This is a genomic window from Streptomyces sp. NPDC054794, assembly GCF_053611585.1.
The window spans coordinates 103,656-128,845 of the sequence record NZ_JBSHAQ010000027.1; the positions used below are offsets into that span (position 1 = coordinate 103,656).

A 25,190-nucleotide genomic window follows, 5' to 3' on the forward strand; every position below is an offset into this window, starting at 1 on the left:
TCAGCAGCGCACCGGTCACCGCCGGCGGTGCCGGCACCCCCGCGATGACGATCAGCCGAAGGCGTGGCAGGGTCAGAGAAACCCCCCGGGGGCTCAGGGTACGGCTGCAAAGGCCGAACCGCTGAGGGGCTTGAGGTATGCGGCCGCCCTGAGCCCAAGCGACCGCTGTTACGTCGCCGAGCGCCCGTCGAGTTCCCGCCGCTTGGCGGCCAGTGCCCTCGCCAGTACCTTGGCCCGGTACGGATTCGCAGGGCTCAGGGCCGTTGCCACCGCCACCGCCTCGTCCAACAGAGCCAGCCGTCGCTCAGGCAGGTCCCGTACCAAGGTCGAGCCGCTGGCCTCCACCAGGACGTATGCCAGCTTCGACCCATACACCTCCGGCTCGACCTGGGTCAGAACCCGGTAGATCCACAACCCTTCGGCACCGCGCACGACTCGCCGGTTGGCGCTCAGCAGCATGACCCTCGCCCGCAAGACGATGTCCTGATCCATCAATCCCCCTTCGCTCCACCACCCCCGGCCCGCCTCCGTCACACGACGGGACAGCAAAACGAACGCGTCGGCAGCCAGGAACAGGTGCCGACGCGTACGCCGGAGAGTGGATGACGACGAGTCTGCGGGCAGACCACTCCTTACGCCAAGACCAAACCGACGTGCTCTCCGTCCTACCGCAAACCACCTCCGAGCAGGCATGATGGACCTGACACTCACCCAGGCCCGAGCCGCGCCCCGCACCGGCCAGCTGTTCAGCAGTCGGCGTGCAGTCTGATGTAGCGGATGCCCGCGTGCCAGCGGTCAGCGATCTGGATGGCCTGCCGGTGCTCCGGCAGTGACGGCGTGTCCCGACGTCCACGAGCACGGTGCCGTAACGCCGACCCTTGCGGGTGGCCTACTCGTCGACACCGACCACCCGCGCTGCCTGGATGTCCGATTCCGGCACCGCACTGACGAGGCGCAAGACGGTACTCCGGCCGACGGCCATCCCCAGGACCGAGGCCAACCGGGCGTCGGCCCGGCCTCCGGGCTCACCAGCGGCAACGGGACTACCGTGGTGGTGCATGAGCACCTGGTTGCCCATGGACGCCGGGCCCCGCCTCGCCGGCGCGGTCGTCCTCGGAGCCGCAGTCGGCGTGGCCGTGTGGTTCGCGACCGACGTAGCGCTGGGTGTTCTGGCCGGTATCGCCGCGACGGAACTGTTCTTCGTCGTGGCGGGCTGGGTGGTGCTGTGGCCCATGGACGCCAGGGACACCCACAGCAACGCCAGACGCGAGGACTTTCGGCCTGTCGCCGAGGAGCTGCTGGTAGTCGCGGTGTCCCTGTGCGGACTGGTCGCCATCGTGCTGCTGCTCGTGCGCGGCAAGTCCGACACCGGCCACGTCGCGGCCGCGACCGCATTGGGCGGGGTCTTCCTGGCCTGGGCCGCGCTGCACCTGACGTACGCCACCCGGTACGCCTACATGTACTACGAGAACGCGGAGGGCATCGACTTCAACTCGGACCAGCCGCCGGCGTACCGGGACTTCCTCTACTTCAGCTACAACCTCGGCATGACCTATCAGGTCTCCGACACCAGCGTGTCGAGCTCGGCGATCCGGGCGATCGTGCTGCGGCACGCGCTGCTGTCATACGTCTTCGGTACCAGCATCCTCGCCACCGCCATCAATCTCGTCGTGGGACTGGTCAGCGGCTGACGGCTCCATCACGAGTTCAACCCGTCCGGCGCGTTCGCAGTTCCCTCCACGCGACAGCGAATCACCAGTTCACCTGTGCACGCGACTTCGGAAACTGACACCGTCTGGCCTTCCGTAGGTCGTCGCGGGTCTTCCGCGCGGAGGGCACCGTCCAGGTACCGGTGTTCACGCCCCAGCGCTCCCGCTGCCCCGCACGACCGGGATCCACAGCTGGGAGTCGGTCTCCGCGCCGATCTCCACCGGCTGCGTCCGCAGGAGCTCCGGGCCTGGCCGGCTCATGTAGGAGTTCGAGGGGAACCACTGCGTGAACACGTCCCGCCACAACTCCTGGAGCGCGCTCGGATAGGGACCGTGGTTGTCGAAGACCGCCCAGGCCCCGGCCGGCACGTCGAGGGCGTCGAGTTCCTCGGCGGCTGCCTCAGGACCGGTCGCCACGCCGATCCAGTAGTCCGCCTCGGCGCCCTCCTCCCGGCTGTCGGTCAAGTACACCGCCGCCGACAGGATCCCCTCCGGCTCCCGGCCGGACAGCTCCTTCATCCGTACGATCGCCTGCTTGTCCAGGCTCTCCACGTGCGCCGCGGCGGCCGCATTGACCCCCTCGTGCACGAGCGGGACCCGGGCCTTCCTGCCGACGATGCGAAACGACTCCTTCTCCACAATCCGGTACCGCATCGTCGTACTCCCTTCGACGACGACACGGAAGGACATGCGCGGCTGTGCCGTGAGCACCGCACCCGAGCGCCGGGCCTCGCCCGGCCCGATGCCGTGCACCGACCGGAATGCCCGGGCGAACGCCTCGCCCGAGCCGTACCCGTACCGCACCGCGACATCGAGCAGCGTCAACTCCCCCGCCAGCACCTCGGCCCCGGCGAGCGTCATCCGGCGGCGCCGCACGTAGACCGGGAGCGGCATCCCGGCGAGCGCGGAGAACAGCCGCCGAAAGTGGTACTCCGACACCGCGGCGATCCGGGCCACCTCGGCCATGTCGATCTCCCCTTCGAGGCTGGCCTCCAGGTGGTTCAGCGCCTGATTCAGCCGCTCCAGCACGCGTCTGCGTCCTTCCTTCTTGTGTCTTCCCTGTGGGGAACGCCCACCCTGCCAACCAGCCACCGGGCTGTCGTAACGCGCGTGCTCGACGCGTAAAGCCGGGGTGTTGCCTGTCGGAGCAACCACCGATACGGCCGGTCGGACCACGAGCCGACCGCGCGGCCGTCAGGCCGCCTTGCTGGAGTCAGAGAAAGTTCTACGCGCCCCGCCCGACAAAATCGGTGCGGGAATTGTTGGGCAGGAAGTCCCGGCGTTACCTGAGGCTTACCCCCATGACTGATATTAAGGGGCTATGCGAGCCGCGGTTCGCCGCAGTACGTTCGGCCCTTGCAGCTTCGCTCGGTAAGCACGACGTGGGCGCCTCGGTCGCCGTCTACCTCGATGGCGAGCCGGTGGTCGACATCTGGGGCGGGTACGCCGATGCGGACCGCTCCATCAGCTGGGAGCGCGACACCCTCACCGGCGTGAACTCGACGACCAAGAACATGACCGCCCTGTGCGCGCTCGTCCTGGCCGACCGAGGCCGGCTCGATCTGTCCGCGCCGGTCGCCGCCTACTGGCCCGAGTTCGCCGCGGCCGGCAAGGAGGGCGTGCTGGTACGACATGTGCTGTCCCATACGGCGGGGCTGCCGGACCTGTCCGGGCTGACGGCGGTCGAGGACCTCTACGACTGGGAGAACGTGACAGCAGAGCTGGCTGCGCGGGCCCCTGCCTGGGAACCCGGGACGGCCGCCGGCTATCACGCGCTCACCTTCGGGTTCCTCATCGGTGAGATCGTCCGCCGCATCACCGGCCGCAGCCTCGGCGAGTTCTTCGCGGAGGAGGTGGCCAAGCCGCTGGGCGCGGACTTCCACATCGGGCTCCCCGCCGAGCATGACGACCGCGTCGCACCGCTCATCCCGCCGCCGTCACTGACCGACGAGTACGCCGCCGGCGGTCCGCCCGGACCGGACGGCGTACCCCGGGAGATCACCGGTGCCGCGATCCGGGTCAAGGACGCCAACTCAGTGGCCTGGCGCCGTGCGCAGATCCCTGCGGTAAACGGCTTCGGCAACGCTCGCTCTGTCGCCCTTGTTCAGTCGGTACTGGCAAACCGGGGAACGGCCGCCGGCATGCGGCTGCTGTCCCCCCAGGGTTGCGAACCCGCCTGGCAGGAGGTGTTCCGCGGTGAGGACCGCATCCTGGGGACGCCGATGTGCTGGACGGTCGGCTTCGGCAAGTTCGGCAACACCTTCGGCTGGGGCGGCTGGGGCGGCTCGCTGGTCGCGAGCGACCCTGGCTCACGCATGACGGTGGCCTACGTCATGAACCAGATGATCGACCGAGACCAGCAGGAGGACGACCGCGGCATGGAGATCATCATGGCCGCGTACAGCGGACTGCACTGACAGGCAACAGAGCGGTCTGGGCCCGCACAGGTTGCCCCTCTCCTCTGCCGCTCGCAATTGCGCGGGTGGGCGGGTGGGCGGGGACACTGCCAGTCACGCTCAACGGCCTGTGGCCTGCGGCTCCGAGGCCCCTTCGACACCCACTCGTCAATGAGTGGCCGACCCCGCTCGGAGTCGATCCCTGGGCGTCGGCCATTGGCTCGGCCTCGGACCCGGCCAATCACCCCTACTGTTGTTCACCACTTCCCAGATGTGCACCCACAGCAGATCGATGCAGTCGGTGCCCAGCCGCCGCAGGCTGGCCTCCACGCAACAGCTCAGGTTCTTGCGGTGGTTGCCGGCGGCGTTGGGGGCGGTGCCGTCCATGGCCAGGGTGTACTTCATGGAGAGCACGAATCGGTCGCGGTCCGAGCCCAGCAGCTCACCGACAATTCTTTCGCTGCTGCCTTCCGTGTAGCGGTTGGCGGTGTCGATCGCGCTCCCGCCCGCCTCCGCGTACGCCGTGAACATGTCTAGGAGACCCACAGCCCGGGGGGCCCTGGCGCCGTACGTAGTTCCCCCGATGTCCTGCGGCGACCTGGTATGTGCAGACGTGGGAGAACGTACTGCTCGGGAGGACGAGGCGGACAACGCCTGACCGGTCAGCTCCCGCGGGCGACCCGTCGCAGTCCGAGGTGCCGGCGGAGCGAGAAAGTACGTCGCCGAGGACCAGAACAGAGCGCGTCGGCAAGTTGCTGCGCGCTGCCCCGGGGAGCCTGCCGGTTTCGCTTCCTTGTCCTTGCGTTGGGCCACACCGTGCGCGACCTCGGCTCGGGATGTCTTGGCAGCCGACGGTGCCTGACACCGCCCGCCTCTTGGACGACCACCTGTCTTGCCATCCGCGGTCTCACTCTCGTGGGCCGCGGTGTGAGGGCGGCGCAATCGAATCTCCCACGCGGCCTTACAGGTCGGAAACCGCCCGCTACAGCATTCGGACTAGCTTCGTGATTATGAAGGTGTGGACGCCGATACGGCTAGCGCTCGGCAGGCTTGGCGCAGCCGTCAAGGTCAGCTTAGGAACGGGCAGTTCGGCACGCCGTCGGAGCATCCGACCGTCTCACGGCCGTCGGCCGATCCCTGGCTGGCGAAGCATCAGGGGCCGTGTGGCGGTGGTCATCACCATCCCGATCTGCCTGCTGCTGACGGTGGCCGACCTTGCCGTGCACGGCAGCGCTGAAGCCCTCACCGACGCCCGCACAACCCGCTCCGAGGTTGGCCTCAGCCTGCGAATCCAGGCTCTCGTGCACCAACTGCAGCGCGAACGCGGCCTCACCAATGGTCTGTTGGGAGGAGAGGAAGAGTTTCGCTCACCGCTCGCCGGTACCCGCAAGCGCGTCGACAGGGCGCTACGCGCGATGCGCCGCGAAAGCGCCGCCGAGGAAGTCATTCGGCAGCACTTGCAACACCTCGCCGACATCCGGAACGCCGCCGACAGGGACACAGCGAACCGTGCCGCGACCCTCACCTTCTACACCACCGCCATCGACGCTCTCAATGCCGTCGACCCGGTTTTGGAATCCTCGACTGGCACGGACCGTCAACTCCGCGACAACATCGCGGCGTTGCACGAACTAGCCACGGCCAAGGAGTCAGTCGCACTCGAACGTGGCTTCCTCAGCGGCGTGTTCGCCCAGGGCGGCTTTCACGGCCGCGAATACCTCACCTTCACCGAGATACGTGCCACTCGCGTCGCCGCCCTCGCCCGCTTCCGGCACTTCGCCACCGCACCCCAGCGCGCGGCTCTGAGGAACGCCTTCGGCACGCAGGACGCCGAACGCGCCACCGCCTCCGAGAACCGGGCGGAAGGCGCCGCCGACCGCTCCACGCTGCGCGTCGACGTCACCGCCTGGTGGGATGCGATGACCGCACTCGTCGACGATCTGTACGCCGTCCAGCAGGCGGTCGGTGACGACGCAAGACAGAGGGCCGACCGACTCAGCCACGACGCCGAGACGAGCCTCGCCGTCTATCTCGTCGCGGGCGCGCTCATGGCCGCCCTCGTCGCGGGCCTCGCGGCCTTTGCCTCCCGTTCCCTCACGCGCCCGCTCAGTACGCTCGCAGAGGCCGCCCACCAGGTGGCGCAGCACCGGCTGCCCGCAACCGTCGCCCGGATCCAGCAGTCCCCGCAGGACCATGCTGGGCTCCTCCCGCCGGCCGACGTGCCAGACCACCCCGACCCACGGATGCTGGGCGGTGCGGCGGAGATCGCCGAGGTCGCTGCGTCCCTGCACCAGGTGGAACGCACCGCCGTCCAACTGGCTGCCCAGCAGGCCGGTCTGCGCCGTAACACCACCGAATCGCTCGCCAATCTCGGCCGCCGCAACCAGAACCTCGTGCGTCGTCAGCTCAGCCTCATCACCCGCTTGGAGCGCAAGGAACTCGACCCCGAAGCCCTCGCGGAGTTGTTCGAGCTCGACCATCTCGCCACCCGTATGCGGCGAAACGCAGAGAGTCTTCTGGTCCTGGCCGGTCAGAATACGCCGCGGCCCTCGACAGCACCCGCCGACGGCCTGGAAGTCGTCCAGTCCGCCGTCGCTGAAGTCGAGCACTACCGGCGGGTCTTGATCGCTGCCGTGGAGCCCGTGCGGGTGCGCGGGCACGCCGTCGCCGACATCGCCCACCTCCTCGCCGAACTCATCGAGAACGGGCTGACTTTCTCGCCACCGAACGAGCCGGTCGAGGTGCACGGCTGGTACGACACCGAGGACGACACGTACTGCTTCGCTGTCGTCGACCACGGCGTCGGGATGTCCGAAGCTGAAAAGGAGCGTGCCAACGCCCGCCTCGCCGACGTTGGCGAGGAGGCTTTCCTCACCGCGCCCACCCGGTTCCTCGGCCACCTCGTCATCGGCCGACTCGCCCACCGCCTCGGCGACGGCACCCAAGTCCACCTGTTCGACACGACTGGCGGCGGTCTGTCCGCACTCCTCGCCCTCCCCAGGCGCCTGCTCGCCCCCGCGGACGGCCCCTCCACCGCACCCCTGACCGCCAGGCCCGCTGTCTCCTCCCTGCTCAACGGCTTCCGAGCAGGTGTGGCCCGTGCCGAGGCGCAAAGCACACAAGGAGCGTCATCGTGACCACCGCCGTCCAGAATTTCGGCTGGCTCATCTCGGAGTTCGCACGCACCGCCGACGGTGTCACCGACGCGGTCGCCGTCTCCTCCGACGGCCTGCTGATGGCCGCCTCGGACAGCCTCGATCGAGATCGCGCCGATCACCTCGCCGCCGTCGTCTCCGGCATCACCAGCCTCGCCCAGAACGCGGCAACGGCACACGGCTTCCACGGCATGAAACTCGTGATGATCGAAATGCTCGGAGGCTTCCTCATGGTCGGACGCATCCGCGACGGCAGCTGTCTCGGCGTCCTCGCCGCCGAGGGGTGCGACATCGGCCTGGTCGGCTATGAAATGGCCGTCCTCGCCGACCGCGCCGGCGAACTGCTCACCCCGCAGTTGGTACGCGACCTCAACTCCGCCCCCCTGGCCCCGAGATAATGGCAAGCACCCGCACACCTGGCTTCGTTCACTTCACCAGCGGCGATGACGCGGGGCGGCTTCGCTTGCGTCGATCCCCGGACGTGGGGTGGTGGACGATGCAGACTGGGCTGGACTGCTCGGCCTTGGGGGAATCATGGCGAGCGGCTGGTTGGGCTGGACTGGGGGACGGTGCCGGCATAGGTCGGCACCGTCGTTACCAACAGGTCGGCGCTCGTTGCCGCCCTGTCCTTTCGGCGCAGTGTCCGTGACAGGGAGTTGGAGCAAGCCAGCGAAGGCGCTGCTTGGACCACAGTTCCCTACGAGCCTGACGACAAGACGAAGCGCCCGCAGAGGGTTCGCCGCCTCCATGTGCGGAACTCCGGTGACGCTCCCGTCTACGACGTGCCAGTACGGACGGGCGAGGAGAAGGAAAGCTCCATCCGGCAGCTGCCCGCGGATGGAGAGGTCACATTCGATCTCTCTCCCCCGGCGGGCCCGCGCCGGGATAGACCACTGAAGCCTCTCCTCCCATCAAGAGTGCGCGCTCATCAGCACGCGCCCGGCGCCCGGACCGACCCGCCGCCGGCACCCGCGTCAAAGGGGGTCGAAGCAGCGGAACACCAGGGCGAAAGACCGTGGCAAAGTCTGCTGGCCCGCCTGGTGGAGGTGGTCCAGGAGGTGAGGGACTGGGCCGCTCGCGCGGTGGCTTCACCAGCAAGCTCCCCTCGAGTGCCGACGACCGCTGCCGCCCGCTGTCCCTGATCGTCACCGGTGGAGCGCAACACCGTCGAGCGGGCGATCAACGGGCTGAAGCAATCCCGTGCCGCGGCACCTCCTGGCCACACACGAGATGTGTGTCTCTGGAGCACCGGGGAGACAGGTCGAATGCATGCGCGGTGAGGCTTTCTGCGGGTACGGAGAGAGGCGTGGAGACGTACACGCCAGCCTGTTCCGTTCTTTGCTGCGGCACCATGTCTTGCCTGGCGGCGCCATGAGGTCGACATGTTGCCGTAGCACACAGTCCGGAAGACGGTGCAATTCGGATGTGTTCGGCCGTTACGTTCTGGCGGGCTCGCGCAAGTGATCGCGTCGGCACCGCCGGGCAAGGCTTGTCCACGGTCCGGCGGTACACGGTCACCCCCTGGTCAGCCTGCCGGCTCGCCGAGAAGTGGCCAGGTGCGCCACCGGTCCGCTCCTCCCGCGATCGCCGCGCCCGACGAATCCACCTACGTCGCCCCGGGGACGAGCAGCGTCAGTGGTGCTCCGCCACCCCAGGACGCGGTGAGAAAAGTGTGCGGGTCAGTCGTGGAACTGGTTCGCCGGTACCGGGAGCCCGTAGTGCTCGCGCAGCGTCGTGCCCTCGTATTCCTCGCGGAACAGGCCCTTGCCACGCAGGATGGGGAGCACCTGCTCGACGAAGGTCGCAAGACCCGATGGCAGGGCGGGCGCCATGATGTTGAAGCCGTCCGCGGCGCCGCCCTCGAACCAGGTGATGATCGTGTCCGCGACCTGCTCGGGTGTGCCGGCGAACTCGAAGTGACCGCGTCCGCCCCCGAGTCGGGAGATGATCTGCCGCACCGTGAGCTTCTCGCGCACCGCGACCTCGATGATCAGGTCGGAGCGGCTCTGCGAGCCTTCCAGCTTCGGCCGCGCCAGGATGAAGTCCGGCAAGAACGCGTTGAGTTCGAAGATCGACGGTTCGGTCTCGAAGACCGCGGCCAGCTGGCGCAGCCCGTACTCCGGGATGCCGAGGTCGTCGAACTGCTCAGCCAACGCACGGGCTTCGGCCTCGGCCGACCCGATGTACGGGACGATTTCCGGCAGGACGATCACACCGTCCGGGTCACGCCCCGCGGCGCTGGTCCGCGCCTTGATGTCCGCGTAGAAGACGGCCGCACGCTCGTACGTCGTGTGGGCGGTGAAGATCGCCTCGGCGTGACGGGCCGCGAAGTCCTTGCCGTCGTCGGAGGAACCTGCCTGCACGAGCAGTGGGTAGCCCTGCGGGGGACGCTCGACGTTGAGCGGCCCGGCCACCTTGAAGTACTTACCACGGTGGCCCAGTCCGTGCAGCCGCCCGGGGTCAGCGTAATGCCCTGTGGTCTTGTCGGCGACGACGGCCTCGGACTCCCAACTGTCCCACAGCGCCTTGGCCACCTTCAGGAACTCGTCGGCCCGGGCATAGCGTTCGGCGTGGCCGGGTCGGTCATCGAGGCCGAAGTTGGCCGCCTCGTCGGCCCCTGCCGAGGTGACGATGTTCCAGCCTGCGCGGCCCCCGCTGACGTGGTCGACGGACGCGAGCCGACGAGCGAGGTTGTACGGCTCGTTGTACGTCGACGACACGGTCGCGATGAGGCCGATCCTGCTGGTCGCCTGGGACAGCGCGGTCAACAGCGTCAGCGGTTCGAGCTGGCCCGGCGGCCGGAACTCGCCGGTGCCGATGAGGGCCGGGCCGTCCGCGAGGAACAACGAGTCGAACTTGGCGCTCTCGGCGAGCCGGGCCAGCTCGATCCAGTGCTGGAGGTCGAAGTCGGCCCGTGGGTTGCTGTCGGGAAGCCGCCACGCCGCTTCATGGTGACCCGCCTCCATGAGGAAGGCGTTGAGGTGGAGCCGGCGTCCTTACCGGGGCGGGCGGCCACTTCTGCTCCGGCATGGACCTCAAAGCCTTTCCCACCGAAGGAGTACCCAGGGTCGCCGACCGAGGACTGGCCGGGCTCACCCGCGCCCGCCGAAACAAGCCGCTCATCGCCGCCGTCGAAGGCGCGGCGGTGCCCGGCGGCCTCGAACTCGTCCTCGCCTGCGACCTCATCACCGCCGCCGACACCGCGTTCTTCGCACTGCCCGAAGTCGCTCGCGGCCTCATCGCTTCCGAAGGCGGAGCCATCCGCCTTCCCCGCCGCCTCCCCCACCACCTGGCCATGGAACTGCTCCTGACCGCCTCCCCCATCCCAGCCGCGGACGCCGCCCGGCACGGGCTCGTCAACCAGCTCACCGGCGAAGGCAAAGCCCTCGAAGGCGCCATCACCCTCGCCGGACGAATCCGCGTGAACTCCCCGCAGGCGGTCCGCATCACCCGCCAGGTCGTCGAAGCCACCCACGGCCTCGACGACCACACGGCGTTCACCGTCCAAGACCCCCTCACCGAACCCGTGTTCCGTACGGACTCCGCGGCCGAGGGCATCCGCGCGTTCGGCGAGAAGCGCCCACCGACCTGGACGACCTGATCCGGCGCCGCTCCCGCACCGCAGCGGCAAGCCAAACGGCCGGGCCTTCCACGTCACCTTGCCGAAAGCCGCCCAGACACGGCGAGGTGCATTCTCGTCCGGACGCGGGCAGGCGGTACGACTCTGTGCTGAGGCCGTCCCATGGCGGCCCGCTCGTCAGGGATGTGGACGGCGCGGCAGCGGTCGCGGGCGTCGGTCCAGGAGAGCCCAGCCGGCGGCAGCCCGACCTGGCCAAGACCTGGTGCTGGGGACGATCGCCTCTGCGCTGTCGATCGCTCGGGGGCCGCGATCCTTCGCGTGCCGTCGTTCGAAGACGGCCCGGGAACCGGCGCGGCGGCCTACGACCACGCGTATTCCGTCGCCGCGTCCAGCAACCAGTCCGCCAGGTAGCCCGCGAAGGACGAGCGGACCAGTACCCAGAATCCGGCCCTGGGTTCGTCACGGGAGACCAGTACGGCCTGGGCACGGCCCAGGGTGGTCTGGGCGCAGCGTCCGGGGCCGAAGACGCGCGGGTGCAGATCCAGTGGGCAGCCGTGGGCCAGCAGGTCGCGGGCGCGGGGGCCCGAGACGAGGAGTGTGGTGCGCTGGGCCGAAACGTCGGTGACGGACACCGGTTCGTCCGCGGCGGCCGACCGGATCCGGCTCTCCAGGTCCCGCTGGCTCCCGGGCCGGCCCACCAGCAGCCATTCGTCCGGGCCGAGCCACAGCGCGGTCACCCCCCCTGCCCGTACAACGGTGTTGGGTTCGAGGGGCAGGGCGAGGTCCAACGCGAGTCCGACGGCGTCCGCTGCCGCCCCCTTGGCGTCCAGGCGGACGTTGACCTGGGCCAGGAAGGGGAGTTCGGCCAGCCGGACCGCGCCCGCGCAGGAGCGCGTCGCGGCGGCCAGGCGGTCGGTCGCGGCCGCCAGGGGGCTGCGGTGCTGTGCGGTCAGGGCGGTGTCAGCCATCGCGGCGGGCTCCCTCGGGGTCGTAGAGGACGGGGCTTGCGACGGTCACCGGGAGCAGGCGGTCGCCCACGGGGGCGTAGAGGCGTTCGCCGATGCGGTCGCGGCCGCCCTTGATCAGGGCGAGCGCGAACGTCCGGCCGAGAGCCGCGCTGCGGTAGCTGGAGGTGACGTGGCCGAGCATCGGGACGGGCGGGGCGGGCAGCTCGCTGTCGGCGACCAAGTGGGTGCCCTCGGGGAGGAAGGCGGCCGGGTCCTCGGGGAGCAGGCCGACGAGGTGCTTGCGGTCGGGGCGGACGGTGTCGGCGCGGGCGTAGGAGCGCTTGCCGATGAAGTCGGGCTTCTTCTTGGACACCGCCCAGCTCATGCCGAGGTCCTGGGGTGTGACCGTGCCGTCGGTGTCCTGGCCGATGATCGGATAGCCCTTCTCCGCCCGCAGGACGTGCATCGTCTCCGTGCCGTAGGGGGTGATGCCGTACTGGGCACCGGCCTCGTACAGCGCCTCCCAGAGGGCGCGGGCCTCCCACGGCGACACGTTGATCTCGTAGGCCAGTTCGCCGGAGAAGCTGATGCGGCAGACTCTGGCGGCGATGCCCGCGACGGTCGTCTCCCGCCATGCCATGAACGGGAAGTCGGCGTTCTCCACGACCAGTTGGGGTGCCAGTGCGCCGAGGACCTCGCGGGAGCGGGGGCCGACCAGGGCGACGGTGGCCCACTGCTCGGTCACGGACGTGCAGTGGACCCTCAGTTCCGGCCACTCCGTCTGCAGCCACTCCTCCATCCAGTCCAGTACGGCGGCCGCGTTGCCCGTGGTCGTGGTGACCAGGAAGCGGTCCGGGGCGAGCCGGATGACCGTGCCGTCGTCGAAGACCATGCCGTCCAGGCGGCACATCACGCCGTAGCGGATCATGCCGACCTTCAGGGTGCTCATCATGTTGGTGTAGAGCCGGTCGAGGAAGACAGCGGCGTCCGGGCCCTGCACGTCGATCTTGCCGAGGGTGGAGGCGTCCATGAACGCGACGCCCTCGCGGGCGGCGGCGCATTCGCGCAGCACGGCCGCTTCCATGTCCTCACCGTTCTGCGGGTAGTACCAGGGCCGCTTCCACTGGCCGACGTTCTCGAACAGGGCGCCGTGCGCGACGTGCCACTCGTGCAGGGCCGTCGTGCGGACCGGGTCGTGCAGCGCCCCGCGGTCGCGGCCAGCGAGCGTGGCGAAGGAGACGGGTGTGTACGGCGGCCGGAACGTGGTCGTGCCGAGCGCCGAGACGTCCACCCCGAGCAGTTCGGCGACCACGCCACTGGCCAGGACGCCGGAGGTCTTGCCCTGGTCGTTGGCCGTGCCGGCCGTGGTGTAGCGCTTGGTGTGCTCGACCGAGCGCATACCGGCACCGGTTGCCCGGGCCAAGTCGTCCACGGTGACGTCGCGTTGGAGGTCGACGAAGCGCGGGGCGCCGTCCCGGCCGGGAACGGTGAAGACCTGCATGGCCGGCGTCTGCGGCTGCGCGGCCACCTGCGGAAGGCGGGGCGTCTCGCAGGTGTAGCCCTCGGCCTCGATCGCCCGCCTGCCGGCTGCTGCGCCCTGCGCGAGGGCGCGGGCCAGGTCGAGGACACCGTCGGCGCTGCCCACGACCTCGACCGCCTGGCGGCAGGCGTCGGGGACGAAGGAGCCGAGGGCCTCGTCGTAGCGCAGCTTGCCGCCCGCCTGACTGAACAGGTGCGCCACCGGGTTCCAGCCGCCGGAGACCAGCAGCAGGTCGGCGCTGAACTCCCGCTGCCCCGTGGACTGTCCGTACGGGGCGACGGTCACGGCGTTGAGTCGCGGGGCGCCCTCCGTGCCGGTGACCGCGTGCCCCGCCAGCACCTCGATGCCGGCCGCCCGGGCACGCTCCGCCCACTCCCCCGGCTCGCCGCGGGTGTCGACGATCGCCGTGATGTCCAGGCCCGCCGCGGTGAGGTCCAGCGCCGCCGCGTAGGCGCTGTCGTTGGTCGTGAAGACGACGGCGTGGCGGCCGGGCAGGACACCGTGACGGTTGGCGTAGGCGCGGGCCGAGGCGGCCAGCATCACACCGGGGCGGTCGTTGTCCGCGAAGGCGAGCGAGCGTTCGTGGGCGCCCGTGGCCAGGACGACGCGGCGGGCCCGGATGCGCCAGACCCGTTCGCGCGAGACGTTGTCCGGGGCCTGGGCGCCGAGGTGGTTGGTGCGGCGCTCGACGGCGAGGAGGTGGTTGTCGTCGTAGTGGCCGAAGACGGAGGTGCGGCGCAGTACGCGGACGTCGGGGGCGGTGTCGAGCAGTCCGGCGACCTCGTCCACCCAGTCGAGGTGTTCGGCCGTACCCAGGAGGCTGCCGCCCGGCTCCGGCTGGTCGTCGGCGAGGATGACGCGTGCTCCGCTGCGGGCGGCGGCTGCCGCCGCGGCGAGGCCGGCCGGTCCGGCGCCGACCACCAGCAGGTCGCAGTGGGCGTGTACGGCGTCGTAGCGGGCCGGGTCCGGGGCGGTGGCGAGGCGGCCCTGGCCGGGGAGGCTGGTCGCGACCAGGCCGTCGTACAGTTCGACGGTCGTCGCGGGGAGCATCGGCTCGGGGAAGGGGGCCTCGATCTGGACGACGGCGTTGGGTTCCTCGACTCCGGCGGAGAAGATCCCGCGGGGACGGCCGAGCTTGGTGCTGGTGCCGGCCTGGATGACGCCGTTGGCGAGGAGGGCGGAGGCGAGGGTGTCGCCTCGGTAGCCCTGGTATTCGGTGCCGTCGAAGGTGAAGGTCAGGGGCGCGTCGCGGTGGATGCGGCCGCGGGTGGGCAGGCGGAACGGCTGGTTCTCCTCCACCCCGCCCTCTCCCGAAACCAGGGGGTCCGCTCCCTGGACCCCCGCCGGGGGCTCCGCTCCATGACCCGCTTGCGGCTCTTCGGGGGCCACGTCCGCAAATATCGGACGGGCTGATCGCAGCGTTCGGGGCTCAGCAGCGGCCGGACGCTGCTCCCCCGCCCGGTACACGGCGAGTATCTCGTTCGTCGCCGTGTCCCGCACCGCGTTGAACCAGCGGCGGCAGCCTGCCGCGTGGCTCCAGCGCTCGGCGAAGGGGCCCTTGGGGTTGTCGCGGAAGAAGAGATAGCGGGCCCACTCCTCGTCGGTCAGGGCCGCCGGGTCCTCGGGATACGGCACGTGTGCCTGGCCGCCGTAGTGGAACTCGGCCTCGTCGCGGGGCCCGCACCACGGGCAGGGGATGAGCAGCATGGTTCGGCTCCCTAGTGGGCCACCGCGGCCGCGCCGTGCTCGTCGACGAGCGCGCCGGTGGTGAAACGGTCGAGCGAGAAGGGGGCGTTGAGAGGGTGAGGGGTGTCGTGGGCGATGGTGTGGGCGTACACCCAGCCGACGCCCGGGGTGGCCTTGAACCCGCCCGTGCCCCAGCCACAGTTGAGGTAGAGGTTGTCGACCGGGGTGAGTCCGACGATGGGCGAGGCGTCGGGGCTGACGTCGACGATGCCGCCCCAGGTGCGCAGTACGTGGGCACGCGCGAAGACCGGGAAGAGTTCCAGGGCGGCCGACATCTGCTCTTCGATGATGTGGAAGGCGCCGCGCTGGGTGTAGGAGTTGTACGCGTCGATGCCCGCGCCCATCACCAGCTCGCCCTTGTGTGCCTGGCTGACGTACACGTGCACCGCGTTGGACATGACGACCGTCGGGTGTACGGGTTCCAGGAGTTCGGAGACCAGCGCCTGCAACGGGTGGCTCTGCAGCGGGAGTTCGATGCCCGCCATCGCGGCCAGCACCGAGGTGTGGCCGGCCGAGCAGAGCGCCACCTTGCCCGCGGCGATCGGGCCCAGTGTGGTCTGGACTCCGACCACCCGGCCGCCGACCACGTCCAGGCCCGTGACCTCGCAGTTCTGGATGATGTCGATGCCTGCGGCGTCCGCCGAGCGGGCCAGGCCCCAGGCGACGTGGTCGTGCTTGGCGATGCCGGCCCGCGGCTGGTAGGTGCCGCCCATGACCGGATAGCGCACGTCGGGGGAGATGTTGACGATCGGGCAGACCTCTCTGACCTGCTCGGCGTCGAGCCATTGCGCGTCCACGCCGTTCAGGCGGTTCGCCTCGACGCGGCGCACGCTGTCGCGGACGTCCTGCAGGCTGTGGGCGAGGTTGAGCACCCCGCGCTGGGAGAAGAGGATCGGGTAGTCGAGCTCCTCGGCCAGCCCCTCCCACAGTTTGAGCGCGTGCTCGTAGATGCCGGCACTCTCGTCCCACAGGTAGTTGGAGCGGATGATCGTGGTGTTGCGGGCCATGTTGCCGCCCGCCAGCCACCCCTTCTCCAGCACGGCGACCTTGGTGATGCCGTGGTTCTTCGCCAGGTAGTGGGCGGTGGCCAGGCCGTGTCCGCCACCGCCGACGACGATCACGTCGTAGGACCGCTTCGGCTCGGGCGTGCGCCACAGCCAGTCCGGGTGTTCGGGAAGGTCGGCGCCGGGGGTTCGGGGGCTCATCGGACGTCTCCTGAAGAACCTGTAGGACCTGAGAGGTGCGGGTAGAGCGGGTGCTTCGCGGCCAGTGCCTCGGTGCGGGCGCGCAGGGCGGTGATGTCGGGCTCGGACAGGAGTGCCAGCGCGATCACATCGGCGACCTCGGCGAAGTCCTCGTCGGTGAATCCTCGGGTGGCCAGCGCCGGGGTGCCGATACGCAGGCCAGAGGTGACCATGGGCGGGCGCGGGTCGAAGGGTACGGCGTTGCGGTTGACGGTGATGCCGATCTCGTGGAGCAGGTCCTCGGCCTGCCTGCCGTCCAGTTCGGAGTCGCGCAGGTCCACCAGGACCAGATGGACGTCCGTACCGCCGGTCAGCACCTTCACCCCGGCGGCGGCCGCGTCCGGGCGGGTGAGGCGTTCGGCGAGGATGCGGGCGCCTGCGAGGGTACGGGCCTGGCGCTCGGCGAACTCGGGCGAGGCGGCGACCTTGAAGGAGACGGCCTTCGCGGCGATGACGTGCTCCAGCGGGCCGCCCTGCATGCCGGGGAAGACCGCGGAGTTGATCTTCTTGGCGAGGTCGGCCTCGTTGGTGAGGATGACCCCGCCACGCGGGCCGCCGAGCGTCTTGTGGGTCGTCGTGGTGGTGACGTGGGCGTGTGGTACAGGGTTGGGGTGCAGTCCGGCGGCGACGAGGCCCGCGAAGTGGGCCATGTCGACCATGAGGAGGGCGCCCACCTCGTCGGCGATCCGGCGGAAGGCCGCGAAGTCCAGTTGCCTCGGGTATGCCGACCAGCCCGCGATGATCATCTTGGGGCGGTGTTCCTTGGCGAGCCGCTCCACCTCGTCGAGATCGACGAGGTTGTCCGCCTCGGACACGTGGTAGGGCACGACGTTGAGCATCTTGCCGCTGTAGTTGATGCGCATGCCGTGGGTGAGGTGCCCGCCGTGCGCGAGGTCGAGGCCGAGGATGGTGTCGCCGGGCTGGAGCAGCGCGAAGAAGACCGCGGTGTTCGCCTGGGCGCCGGAGTGCGGCTGGACGTTGGCGAAGCCCGCGCCGAAGAGGGACTTGATCCGCTCGATGGCGAGCCGCTCGGTGACGTCGACGTGCTCGCAGCCGCCGTAGTAGCGACGGCCGGGGTAGCCTTCGGCGTACTTGTTGGTCAGGACCGAGCCCTGGGCCTCCATCACCGCGGCGGGCGCGAAGTTCTCGGAGGCGATCATTTCGAGGGTGGACTGCTGGCGGTGCAGTTCGGCTCGGAGGGCGGCGTGGACCTCGGGGTCCAGGTCCACCAGGGGGGTGTTCAGCGCGTTCATACGGCGTTCGCGTTCCTCTCGGCGGCCTCGACGACATTGGCGAGCAGCATGGCTCGGGTCATGGGGCCCACTCCCCCGGGCATCGGCGCCAGCCATCCGGCGACCGTGTCGGCCTCCGGGTGCACGTCGCCGACCAGCCCGTGCTCGGTGCGGGTGATGCCGACGTCCAGGACCGCGGCTCCGGGGCGCAGCATGTTCTTGGTGATCAGGCCGGGTGAGCCGGCGGCGGCGATGACGATGTCCGCCTCGCGCACGTGCCAGGCCAGGCCCTTGGTTCCGGTGTGGCACAGGGTGACGGTGGCGTTCTCGGACCTGCGGGTGAGGAGGAGCCCGATGGGCCGTCCCACGGTGATGCCGCGTCCGATCACGCACACACGCGCTCCCGCGAGCGGCACCTCGTGGCGGCGCAGCAGTTCGACGATGCCGCGCGGGGTGCAGGGCAGCGGGGCCTCGACGCCGAGGACGAGCCGGCCGAGGTTGACGGGGTGCAGGCCGTCGGCGTCCTTGGTCGGGTCCATGCGTTCCAGTACGGCGTTGGCGTCCAGGTGGCGCGGCAGCGGGAGCTGGACGATGTAGCCGGTGCAGGCCGGGTCGGCGTTGAGTTCGTCGATGACGTCCTCGACCTGCCGTTGGCCGGCGTCGGCGGGCAGTTCGCGGCGGAGGGAGGCGATGCCCACCTGCGCGCAGTCGCGGTGCTTGCCCGCGACGTAGGCGTGGCTGCCCGGGTCGTCGCCGATCAGGACGGTGCCGAGTCCCGGCGGGCGGCCGCCGGTCGCGGTCAACTTGGCGACGCGCTCGGCAAGTTCGCCACGGATCCGGGCGGCGGTCGCCTTGCCGTCGAGCAGTCGTGCGGTCACCGGCGGTACCTCTTCCCCACTGCTAGCCACGAAGACGGGACATGGTCGGGTCGAACAGGGGCTCCTCGGCGACGACGGCCTCGACGCGCTGGTCGAAGTAGCCGATGTGCACGGTGGTGCCGGGGGTGGTGAGTTCCGTGGGCAGCCATGCGTAGGCGATGCCCTTGCCGATCGTGTAGCCGTAGGCGGCGCTGGTGACGTACCCGACGGCGCGGTCGCCGTCGTACACCGGTTCCTTGCCCATGACGACGGCCTGCGGGTCGTCGACGGTGAGGCAGGTGAGGCGGCGCCGTACGTCTGCCTTGCGCCGCTCCAGCGCCGCCTTGCCGACGAAGTCGTCCTTGTCGAGCTTGACGGCGAAGCCGACGCCGGCCTCGTAGGGGTCGTGCTCGTAGGTCATGTCGGTGCCGAAGGAGCGGTAGCCCTTTTCCAGGCGCAGGCTGTTGAAGGCGCCGCGGCCGGCGACGATGCCGCCCAGCGGCTCGGCCGCCTGCCACAGGGTGTCCCACAGCTTCTGGCCCAGGTCGGCCGTCGTGTACAGCTCCCAGCCGAGTTCACCCACGTACGACAGGCGCATCGCCGTCACCGGGACGCTGCCGATGTGGGCGCGCTTGGCGCGGAAGTACTTGAGGCCGTCGTTCGAGAAGTCCTCGTCGGTGAGGGGTTGCAGCACCTTGCGGGCGAGCGGTCCCCACAGGCCGATGCAGCAGGTGCCCGGGGTGATGTCACGGACATGGACCGTGCCGTCGGCGGGGAGGTGGCGGCTGAACCAGTCGAGGTCGAGGTTGCCGTTGGCACCGACCTGGAAGAGGTCGCGGGCCAGTCGGGCCACGGTGACGTCGCTGCGGATGCCGCCGTCGTGGTCGAGGAGGAGGGTGTACGTCACCGAACCGACGGACTTGGCGACCTTGCCGGTGCACAGGCGCTCCAGGAAGGCGGCGGCACCGGGGCCGACGACCTCCAGGCGCTTCAGGGCCGTCATGTCGTACATCGCGACGGTCTCGCGGGTGGCCTGTGCCTCGGCGCCGACGATGGGTGACCAGTACTGCGCGGCCCAGTCGTTGGGGGTCGGGATGGAGCGGCCCTCGACGAGGCCGGCGTTGGCCTCGTACCACTGCGGGCGCTCCCAGCCGTTCGCCTCCAGGAAGTAGGCGCCCCGCTCCTGCTGGCGGGCGTAGAAGGGGCTGGTGCGGATCGGACGCGGCTTCCCGGACGGCTGGAGGGGGTGGAGGATGTCGTAGACCTCGACGAAGTTCTGGCAGTCGCGGGCGAGGACGTACTCCGGGGTCAGCTGGTGCGGCTCGAAGCGGTTGAGGTCGCACTCGTGCAGGTCGAAGGACGAGCAGTAGCCGTCGACGAGCCATTCGGCCATGGCCCGCCCGACGCCCGCGGAGTGGGTGACCCAGACGGCCTCGGCGACCCAGAAGCCCTTGACCGCCGGGGACTCACCGAGCAGCGGGAAGTTGTCGGTGGTGAAGGAGAACAGGCCGTTGATGCCCTCCTCGATCTTGGCGTCCTTCGTCGCGGGGAGCAGGGACTGGGTCTCGGTCCAGGCGTCCGCGAAGTCGTCCTCGGTGAACTTCAGGACCGACGGCATCGCCTCGGCCTCGTCCACGGAGAGGATGTCGTCGGCGGAGACGGGCATCGGGCGGTGGCCGTAGTAGCCGATGCCCAGGGTGTCGAAGCGGTCGCGGTAGTAGAGGTCGCCGTCCTGGTGGCGCAGGATCGGGCGCACCGCCTCCTCGGTCTGGCCTGCCAGCGCGGGGACCGGGCCGGTCCAGGCGAGCTGGTGGGCGAGCGGGGTGAGCGGGAGGTTCAGTCCGGCCATGCGGGCGATCTTCGGGCCCCAGATGCCGGCGCAGCACACGACGATGTCGGCGGGGATCTCGCCCTGGTCGGTGCGGACACCGGTCACCTCGCCGTCGGCCTGCAGCACGTCGAGGACCTCGTGGCGATCCAGGAAGCGCACGCCGCGTTCGGTGGCCCGGCGGATCTGGGCCTCGACGGCGACGACGGCCTTGGCGAGGCCGTCCGTGGGGACCAGGAGGCCGCCCAGGACCCTGTCCCGGTTGACCAGGGGGTGCTGTGCGACGCATTCCTCGGGGCTCAGCAGCCGGGCCTCGATGCCCCAGGCGGTGATCCAGCCGTGGCGGCGCCGGAGTTCGGTCAGACGCTCGGGGGTGGTGGCCACCTCAAGGCCGCCGACCTGGAGGAAACAGGGCCGGCCGTCGATGTCGAGGGAGCAGAACTTCTCGACGGTGTAGCGGGCCAGTTCGGTCATGGTCTTGGAGGAGTTCGTCTGGAAGACCAGGCCGGGAGCATGTGAGGTGGAGCCCCCGGTCGCGGGGAGCGGGCCCTGGTCGACCACGGTCACTTCGGTCCAGCCTCGCGCGGAGATCTCGTCGGCGAGCGCTGCTCCCACGACGCCCGCTCCGATGATGACCACTCGGGGTCCCGCCATCGCCGCACCTCCGATTTCAAAACCGGTTCAGTTGCTGCCTGCGCAACATGCTTCAGGTTGCGCAACTCAATGTGCCCGCCCCGGGGAGAGGGTGTCAAGGGGTCCGTGACGTCGGAGGACAGGCCGCAACGCACCCCTGAACACGGCAATGCCCGACGGGCGATGCACACGGATGCGCACCGCCCGCCGGGCATGTTCGACCGCCCTTCGGCCCCGGGCTACTTCACCCAGGCGTCCACCTTGTCCTTGTTGGCCTCGACCCACTTCTTGGCCGCCGCGTCGGGCGTCATCTTGTCCACCGCGATGTACTTGGCCACGGTGTTCTGGTCGTCGTTGGTCCAGTTGAAGTTCTTCACCAGGTCATAGGCGGGGCTGCCCGACTTGGCGAACTTGGCACTGACGATCTTGTCGAGGTCGTAGACGGGATAGTCGCAGGCGACCTTGGCCGCATCCGCGTCGCAACCCGTCTTGTACGCGGGCAGCTTGACCTTGACCAGGGGCACCTCGGACATGAACCACTGCGGCTCGTAGAAGTAGCCGAGCACCCATTCCTTGTTCTTCTCGGCCTTCCTGAAGGCCTGGATGAGCGCGGTCTCGCTGCCCGCGTACACCACCTTGAAGTCCAGCTTCAGGTTCTTCACCAGTGCCGCGTCATTGGTGACGTACGACGGGTCGCCGTCGAGGAGCTGACCCTTGCCGCCCGACTCGGAGGTCTTGAAGTTGGACGCGTACTTGTCGAGGTTCTTCCAGTCGGTGATGTCCGGGTGCGCCTTCGCCAGCCACGGCGGCACGTACCAGCCGATGAGGCCCTTGTTGCCGGTCTGGCCGGCCTCGACGGCGGTCTTCTGCCCGGTGATGTACTTCTTCTTCAGATCATCGTGGCCCCAGTTCTCCAGGACGGCGTCGACCTCCCCGGTGCCGAAGCCCTGCCAGGCGATCTCCTCCTTGAGGTCCTTCTTGTTGACCGTACAGCCGAGGTTGTGCTGCGCGACGTACGCGACGACCGCCGCGTCCGCCTCATAGCCCACCCACGGGTTGACGGCAAGGTTGAACGTGCCGCACTTGCCGGAGCTCTTGGAGCCGGAGGAGGAGCTGTCGCCGACCTTCGCCCCGCCGCACGCGGTGAGGGTGAGGCCGAGGACGGCCAGGCCGGCCGCGCCGGCTCGCCAGTGTCTTGCCATGGTTCGTGCTCCTTAAGCGCTCGCGCGTCGCGCCGCTGCCTGAGTGATCCGGTCGAACATGACTCCGAGCAGTACGATGGCGAGTCCCGCCGCCAGCCCCTTGCCGTACAGCTCTCCCTGCGAGAATCCGGCCACGACGTCGTAGCCGAGGGCGCCCGCGCCTACCAGGCCGCCCACAACAACCATCGACAGCACGTAGATCAGGCCCTGGTTGGTCGCGAGCGTCAGGGCACTGCGTGACATCGGCAGTTGAACCTTGGTGATGATCTGCCAGGTGTTGCACCCGGCGGAGGTGGCCGCCTCGACGGTGGTCTCGGGCACGGCCCGTACCCCGTCCGCGATGATCTTCATGGCGACCGGCGCCGCGTAGACGATCGCCGCGACGATGGCGGTGAAGCGGGTCGCGCCGAACAGGGCGAGGAACGGCACGAGATAGACGAACGGCGGCATGACCTGTGCCGCGTCCAGGCTGGGCCGCAGTACCCGGTCCACGAGCATGCTGCGCCCCATCCACACCCCGAAGACGACACCGAGCACCATCACGAGCACGGTCGCGACGACGGTCGACGCCAGCGTCGTCATGGCGTCCGACCACAGACCCGTGCCCAGAAGCAGGCCCAAGCACACGACCGTGGTGATCCCGGCGCGCCGGCCGCCGAGCACCACGCCGAGTCCGATCAGGACCGCGCCCACGAGCCACCACGGGGAGTCGGTGAGCAGCGACTGGAAGGGGTTGAGCAGGCCGTTGGTGATCGTGTCGCGGAAGGCGTTCGTGAGGCCGGACAGATGGTCCTGCAGCCAGGTGGTCACGTCGTCGGCCCCGCCGGCGATGGAGCTGCCCATGCCGCCGTCGCCGGGGAACTCCGCGGCCCACACATAGGTGTGCGACATGTAGATCAGTACCGCCGTGACCGCCGCCCCCGCTCCCAGCAGCGGCCGGCGCCACTTCAGGAAACGGTTCCTCGAACGCCGGGCCGTCTCCTCGCGGGCGCTCGCCGCGGTCGTGACCCGGTCCAGGACGATGGCCATGACCACGATGGCCAGGCCCGCGTTGAAGGCCGTACCGACGTCGAGCGACTGCAGGGCCTGCAACACGGTCTTGCCGAGGCCGGGCGCGTCGATCAGGGCCGCGATCGTCACCATCGCCAGGGCGGCCATGATGGTCTGGTTGACGCCCATCACCACGGTCCGCTTGGACATCGGCAGCAGGACCTTGAGCAACGACTGGCGGCGCGTCGCGCCCAGTGAGTCGGCCGCCTCCACCGTCGTCTCGGGCACGGAACGGATGGCGTGCGCGGTGATGCGAATCGCCGGCGGGGCCGCGTAGATGACGGTGGCGATCACGGCCGAGGCACCGCCGATGAGGAAGAACAGCGTCAGCGGCGCCAGGTAGACGAAGGTCGGCATCGTCTGCATGAAGTCCAGGACGGGCGTCATGATCCGGTTGACCCGGTCGGACAGTCCCGCCCACACGCCCAGCGGGACGGCGAACAGCAGCGCCACGACGACCGCGGAGAGGGTGAGGGCCAGGGTGTCCATGCTCTCCTGCCACAGGCCCTGCAGCCCGAAGAAGGTGAAGCCGGCCACGGCCAGCAGCGCCACCCGCCAGTTGCCCGCCGCCCAGGAGACGTATCCGGTGAGGCCGACGACTCCGAGCCAGCCGATCTGCGGGACCGGGCGGGTATCGGACGGCTGGGAGATCAGGTCCTGGATGAAGGTCACCAGGTTGTCGATGACCAGCCGGATCTCGTTGAAGAAGTAGAGGAAGAGCGGGTTGGAGTTGCGGTCGGCACCGATGGAATCGTTGACGTCGTTGAGCCAGCGGTGCAGACCGGTGAGGTCCGCCGCCGCCAGGGACAGGGTCTGCTTTCCGCGCAGCACGGCGAAGAGCACCAGCCACAGGACCAGGATCACGGCCAGCGCCATGGCCCGGCTGATCCTGCGCCCGCGGACTGCGGGAGCGATCGGCTCCGCCGTCTGTGTCTGCTCCGGTTTCTCCATGGCGACGGTCATCACATGTCGCCTTCCTGTCCGGCGACCACCGCGAGGATCTCCTCGTCACCGACGATGCCGAGCAGCTTGCCGTCCTCGACGACCTTGACCGGCTTCTCGGCCGCGAGGACGGCCCGGGTGGCTTCCCGCACCACGACGTCCGGGCCCAACTCGGGGCCGTCCAGGGCGTCGCCGTCCTCCGGCGGGCGCATGATCCACCGCAGGGTGAGGACGTCGCCGCGCGGCACGTCCTTGACGAACTCGCGTACGTAGTCGTCGGCGGGGGCGCCGACCAGTTCGTCGCCGGTGCCGCACTGGACCGTCTTGCCGTCGCGCATGATCAGGATGCGGTCGCCCAGCTTGAGCGCCTCGGAGAGGTCGTGGGTGATGAACACCATCGTCTTGCCGACCTCGTGGTGCAGCCGGATGACCTCGTTCTGCATGTCGCGGCGGATCAGCGGGTCCAGCGCCGAGAACGGCTCGTCGAAGAAGAGCACGTCCGGGTCACCGGCCAGCGCGCGGGCGAGACCGACGCGCTGCTGCATACCGCCGGAGAGCTGGTCGGGGTAGGAGTTCTCGTATCCGGCGAGGCCGACCAGTTCGACGACCTCCAGGGCCCGCTTGGTGCGTTCGGCCTTGCCCATCCCGCGGATCTCCAGGCCGAAGGCCACATTGTCCACCACCCGGCGGTGCGGCAGCAGCCCGAAGTGCTGGAAGACCATGGAGAACTTGCTGCGGCGCAGGTCGCGCAGGCGCTTGTCGTCGACCTCGCGGATGTCCTGGCCCTCGAAGACGACCTCCCCGGCAGTGGGTTCGATCAGCCGGGTCAGACATCGCACCAGCGTGGACTTGCCGGAGCCGGACAGCCCCATGACGACGAAGACCTCGCCCGGCGCGACGTCGAAGCTCACGTCACGTACGGCGGCGGTGCATCCGGTGCGGTCCATGAGCTCGCGGCGGGTCAGGCCACACAGCTCCTGCGATCCCGGTACCCGGTCGGCCTTCGGCCCGAACACCTTCCACAGATTGCGCACGGAAATGACCGGAGAGCCGTCCGAGTCCTGGGGTGTGCCGCGCCGCTGCGGCACCTCGGTCTGTGTGGGGGTCACGATCGACCTCTTTTCGGCGT

The 25,190-nt window shown here is 69.6% G+C and carries 18 protein-coding genes; 5 read left to right on the forward strand and 13 right to left on the reverse strand.

Annotation, left to right across the window (positions count from 1 at the left end; all coding sequences use genetic code 11):
- Positions 1-168: 168 nt before the first annotated feature.
- Entirely contained in the window at positions 169-492 is a 324-nt protein-coding gene (locus ACWGKT_RS27070; protein ID WP_356149878.1) for a hypothetical protein, read from the reverse strand.
- A 566-nt stretch (positions 493-1,058) separates the two neighbouring features.
- Here ACWGKT_RS27070 and ACWGKT_RS27075 point away from each other — a divergent pair.
- Positions 1,059-1,691 (forward strand): DUF1345 domain-containing protein, encoded by a 633-nt coding sequence (locus ACWGKT_RS27075; protein ID WP_235453124.1) that lies wholly within the window; start codon positions 1,059-1,061, stop codon positions 1,689-1,691.
- 165 nt (positions 1,692-1,856) lie between these two features.
- Here the strand turns inward: ACWGKT_RS27075 and ACWGKT_RS27080 are convergent, their stop codons facing one another.
- Complete coding sequence (locus ACWGKT_RS27080) at positions 1,857-2,738, reverse strand: AraC family transcriptional regulator (RefSeq protein WP_453275756.1); 882 nt, start codon at positions 2,736-2,738, stop codon at positions 1,857-1,859.
- 272 nt (positions 2,739-3,010) lie between these two features.
- Here ACWGKT_RS27080 and ACWGKT_RS27085 point away from each other — a divergent pair, with 272 nt between their 5' ends.
- Positions 3,011-4,126, forward strand: coding sequence for a serine hydrolase domain-containing protein (locus tag ACWGKT_RS27085; RefSeq protein WP_453275757.1), 1,116 nt, complete (start codon positions 3,011-3,013; stop codon positions 4,124-4,126).
- 147 nt (positions 4,127-4,273) lie between these two features.
- Here ACWGKT_RS27085 and ACWGKT_RS27090 read toward each other — a convergent pair whose 3' ends face one another.
- The gene (locus ACWGKT_RS27090) at positions 4,274-4,636 is read right to left on the reverse strand and encodes an aldo/keto reductase (protein WP_453275758.1); all 363 of its coding nucleotides are present in this window, start codon (positions 4,634-4,636) and stop codon (positions 4,274-4,276) included.
- Positions 4,637-5,268: 632 nt separating this feature from the next.
- Here ACWGKT_RS27090 and ACWGKT_RS27095 point away from each other — a divergent pair.
- Entirely contained in the window at positions 5,269-7,242 is a 1,974-nt protein-coding gene (locus ACWGKT_RS27095; RefSeq protein WP_453275759.1) for a nitrate- and nitrite sensing domain-containing protein, read from the forward strand.
- A complete protein-coding gene (locus tag ACWGKT_RS27100; protein WP_453275760.1) occupies positions 7,239-7,658 on the forward strand; it encodes a roadblock/LC7 domain-containing protein in 420 nt (139 codons plus the stop codon). The genes ACWGKT_RS27095 and ACWGKT_RS27100 overlap by 4 nt, the downstream gene beginning before the upstream one ends.
- A 1,281-nt stretch (positions 7,659-8,939) precedes the next feature.
- Here the strand turns inward: ACWGKT_RS27100 and ACWGKT_RS27105 are convergent.
- Positions 8,940-10,226 carry an LLM class flavin-dependent oxidoreductase gene (locus ACWGKT_RS27105; RefSeq protein WP_453275761.1) on the reverse strand — a complete coding sequence of 429 codons (1,287 nt, stop codon included), beginning with the start codon at positions 10,224-10,226 and terminating at the stop codon, positions 8,940-8,942.
- 62 nt (positions 10,227-10,288) lie between these two features.
- On the opposite strand from ACWGKT_RS27105, the gene ACWGKT_RS27110 reads away from it, so the two are divergent.
- The gene (locus ACWGKT_RS27110; RefSeq protein ID WP_453275762.1) at positions 10,289-10,861 is read left to right on the forward strand and encodes an enoyl-CoA hydratase-related protein; all 573 of its coding nucleotides are present in this window, start codon (positions 10,289-10,291) and stop codon (positions 10,859-10,861) included.
- A 338-nt stretch (positions 10,862-11,199) separates the two neighbouring features.
- Here the strand turns inward: ACWGKT_RS27110 and ACWGKT_RS27115 are convergent, their stop codons facing one another.
- The 9 genes from ACWGKT_RS27115 to ACWGKT_RS27155 all read right to left on the reverse strand — a co-directional run bounded on the left by ACWGKT_RS27115 (position 11,200) and on the right by ACWGKT_RS27155 (position 25,170).
- A complete protein-coding gene (locus ACWGKT_RS27115; RefSeq protein ID WP_453275763.1) occupies positions 11,200-11,808 on the reverse strand; it encodes a sarcosine oxidase subunit gamma in 609 nt (202 codons plus the stop codon).
- Positions 11,801-15,034 carry a sarcosine oxidase subunit delta family protein gene (locus ACWGKT_RS27120; protein WP_453275764.1) on the reverse strand — a complete coding sequence of 1,078 codons (3,234 nt, stop codon included), beginning with the start codon at positions 15,032-15,034 and terminating at the stop codon, positions 11,801-11,803. The genes ACWGKT_RS27115 and ACWGKT_RS27120 overlap by 8 nt, the downstream gene beginning before the upstream one ends.
- 11 nt (positions 15,035-15,045) lie before the next feature.
- Positions 15,046-16,278 carry a sarcosine oxidase subunit beta family protein gene (locus ACWGKT_RS27125; protein ID WP_356149866.1) on the reverse strand — a complete coding sequence of 411 codons (1,233 nt, stop codon included), beginning with the start codon at positions 16,276-16,278 and terminating at the stop codon, positions 15,046-15,048.
- Complete coding sequence (gene glyA / locus ACWGKT_RS27130) at positions 16,275-17,570, reverse strand: serine hydroxymethyltransferase (RefSeq protein WP_453275765.1); 1,296 nt, start codon at positions 17,568-17,570, stop codon at positions 16,275-16,277. The genes ACWGKT_RS27125 and glyA overlap by 4 nt, the downstream gene beginning before the upstream one ends.
- Positions 17,567-18,427, reverse strand: a complete 861-nt coding sequence (locus ACWGKT_RS27135) for a bifunctional methylenetetrahydrofolate dehydrogenase/methenyltetrahydrofolate cyclohydrolase (protein ID WP_453275766.1) — start codon at positions 18,425-18,427, stop codon at positions 17,567-17,569. Before ACWGKT_RS27135 ends, glyA begins: the two co-directional genes overlap by 4 nt.
- A 22-nt stretch (positions 18,428-18,449) precedes the next feature.
- Complete coding sequence (locus tag ACWGKT_RS27140; RefSeq protein ID WP_453275767.1) at positions 18,450-20,888, reverse strand: GcvT family protein; 2,439 nt, start codon at positions 20,886-20,888, stop codon at positions 18,450-18,452.
- 218 nt (positions 20,889-21,106) lie between these two features.
- A complete protein-coding gene (locus ACWGKT_RS27145; RefSeq protein WP_356157525.1) occupies positions 21,107-22,069 on the reverse strand; it encodes an ABC transporter substrate-binding protein in 963 nt (320 codons plus the stop codon).
- Positions 22,070-22,081: 12 nt separating this feature from the next.
- Positions 22,082-24,082, reverse strand: coding sequence for an ABC transporter permease (locus ACWGKT_RS27150; RefSeq protein ID WP_453275768.1), 2,001 nt, complete (start codon positions 24,080-24,082; stop codon positions 22,082-22,084).
- Positions 24,082-25,170, reverse strand: a complete 1,089-nt coding sequence (locus ACWGKT_RS27155) for a quaternary amine ABC transporter ATP-binding protein (RefSeq protein WP_356157531.1) — start codon at positions 25,168-25,170, stop codon at positions 24,082-24,084. Before ACWGKT_RS27155 ends, ACWGKT_RS27150 begins: the two co-directional genes overlap by 1 nt.
- Positions 25,171-25,190: the final 20 nt, after the last annotated feature.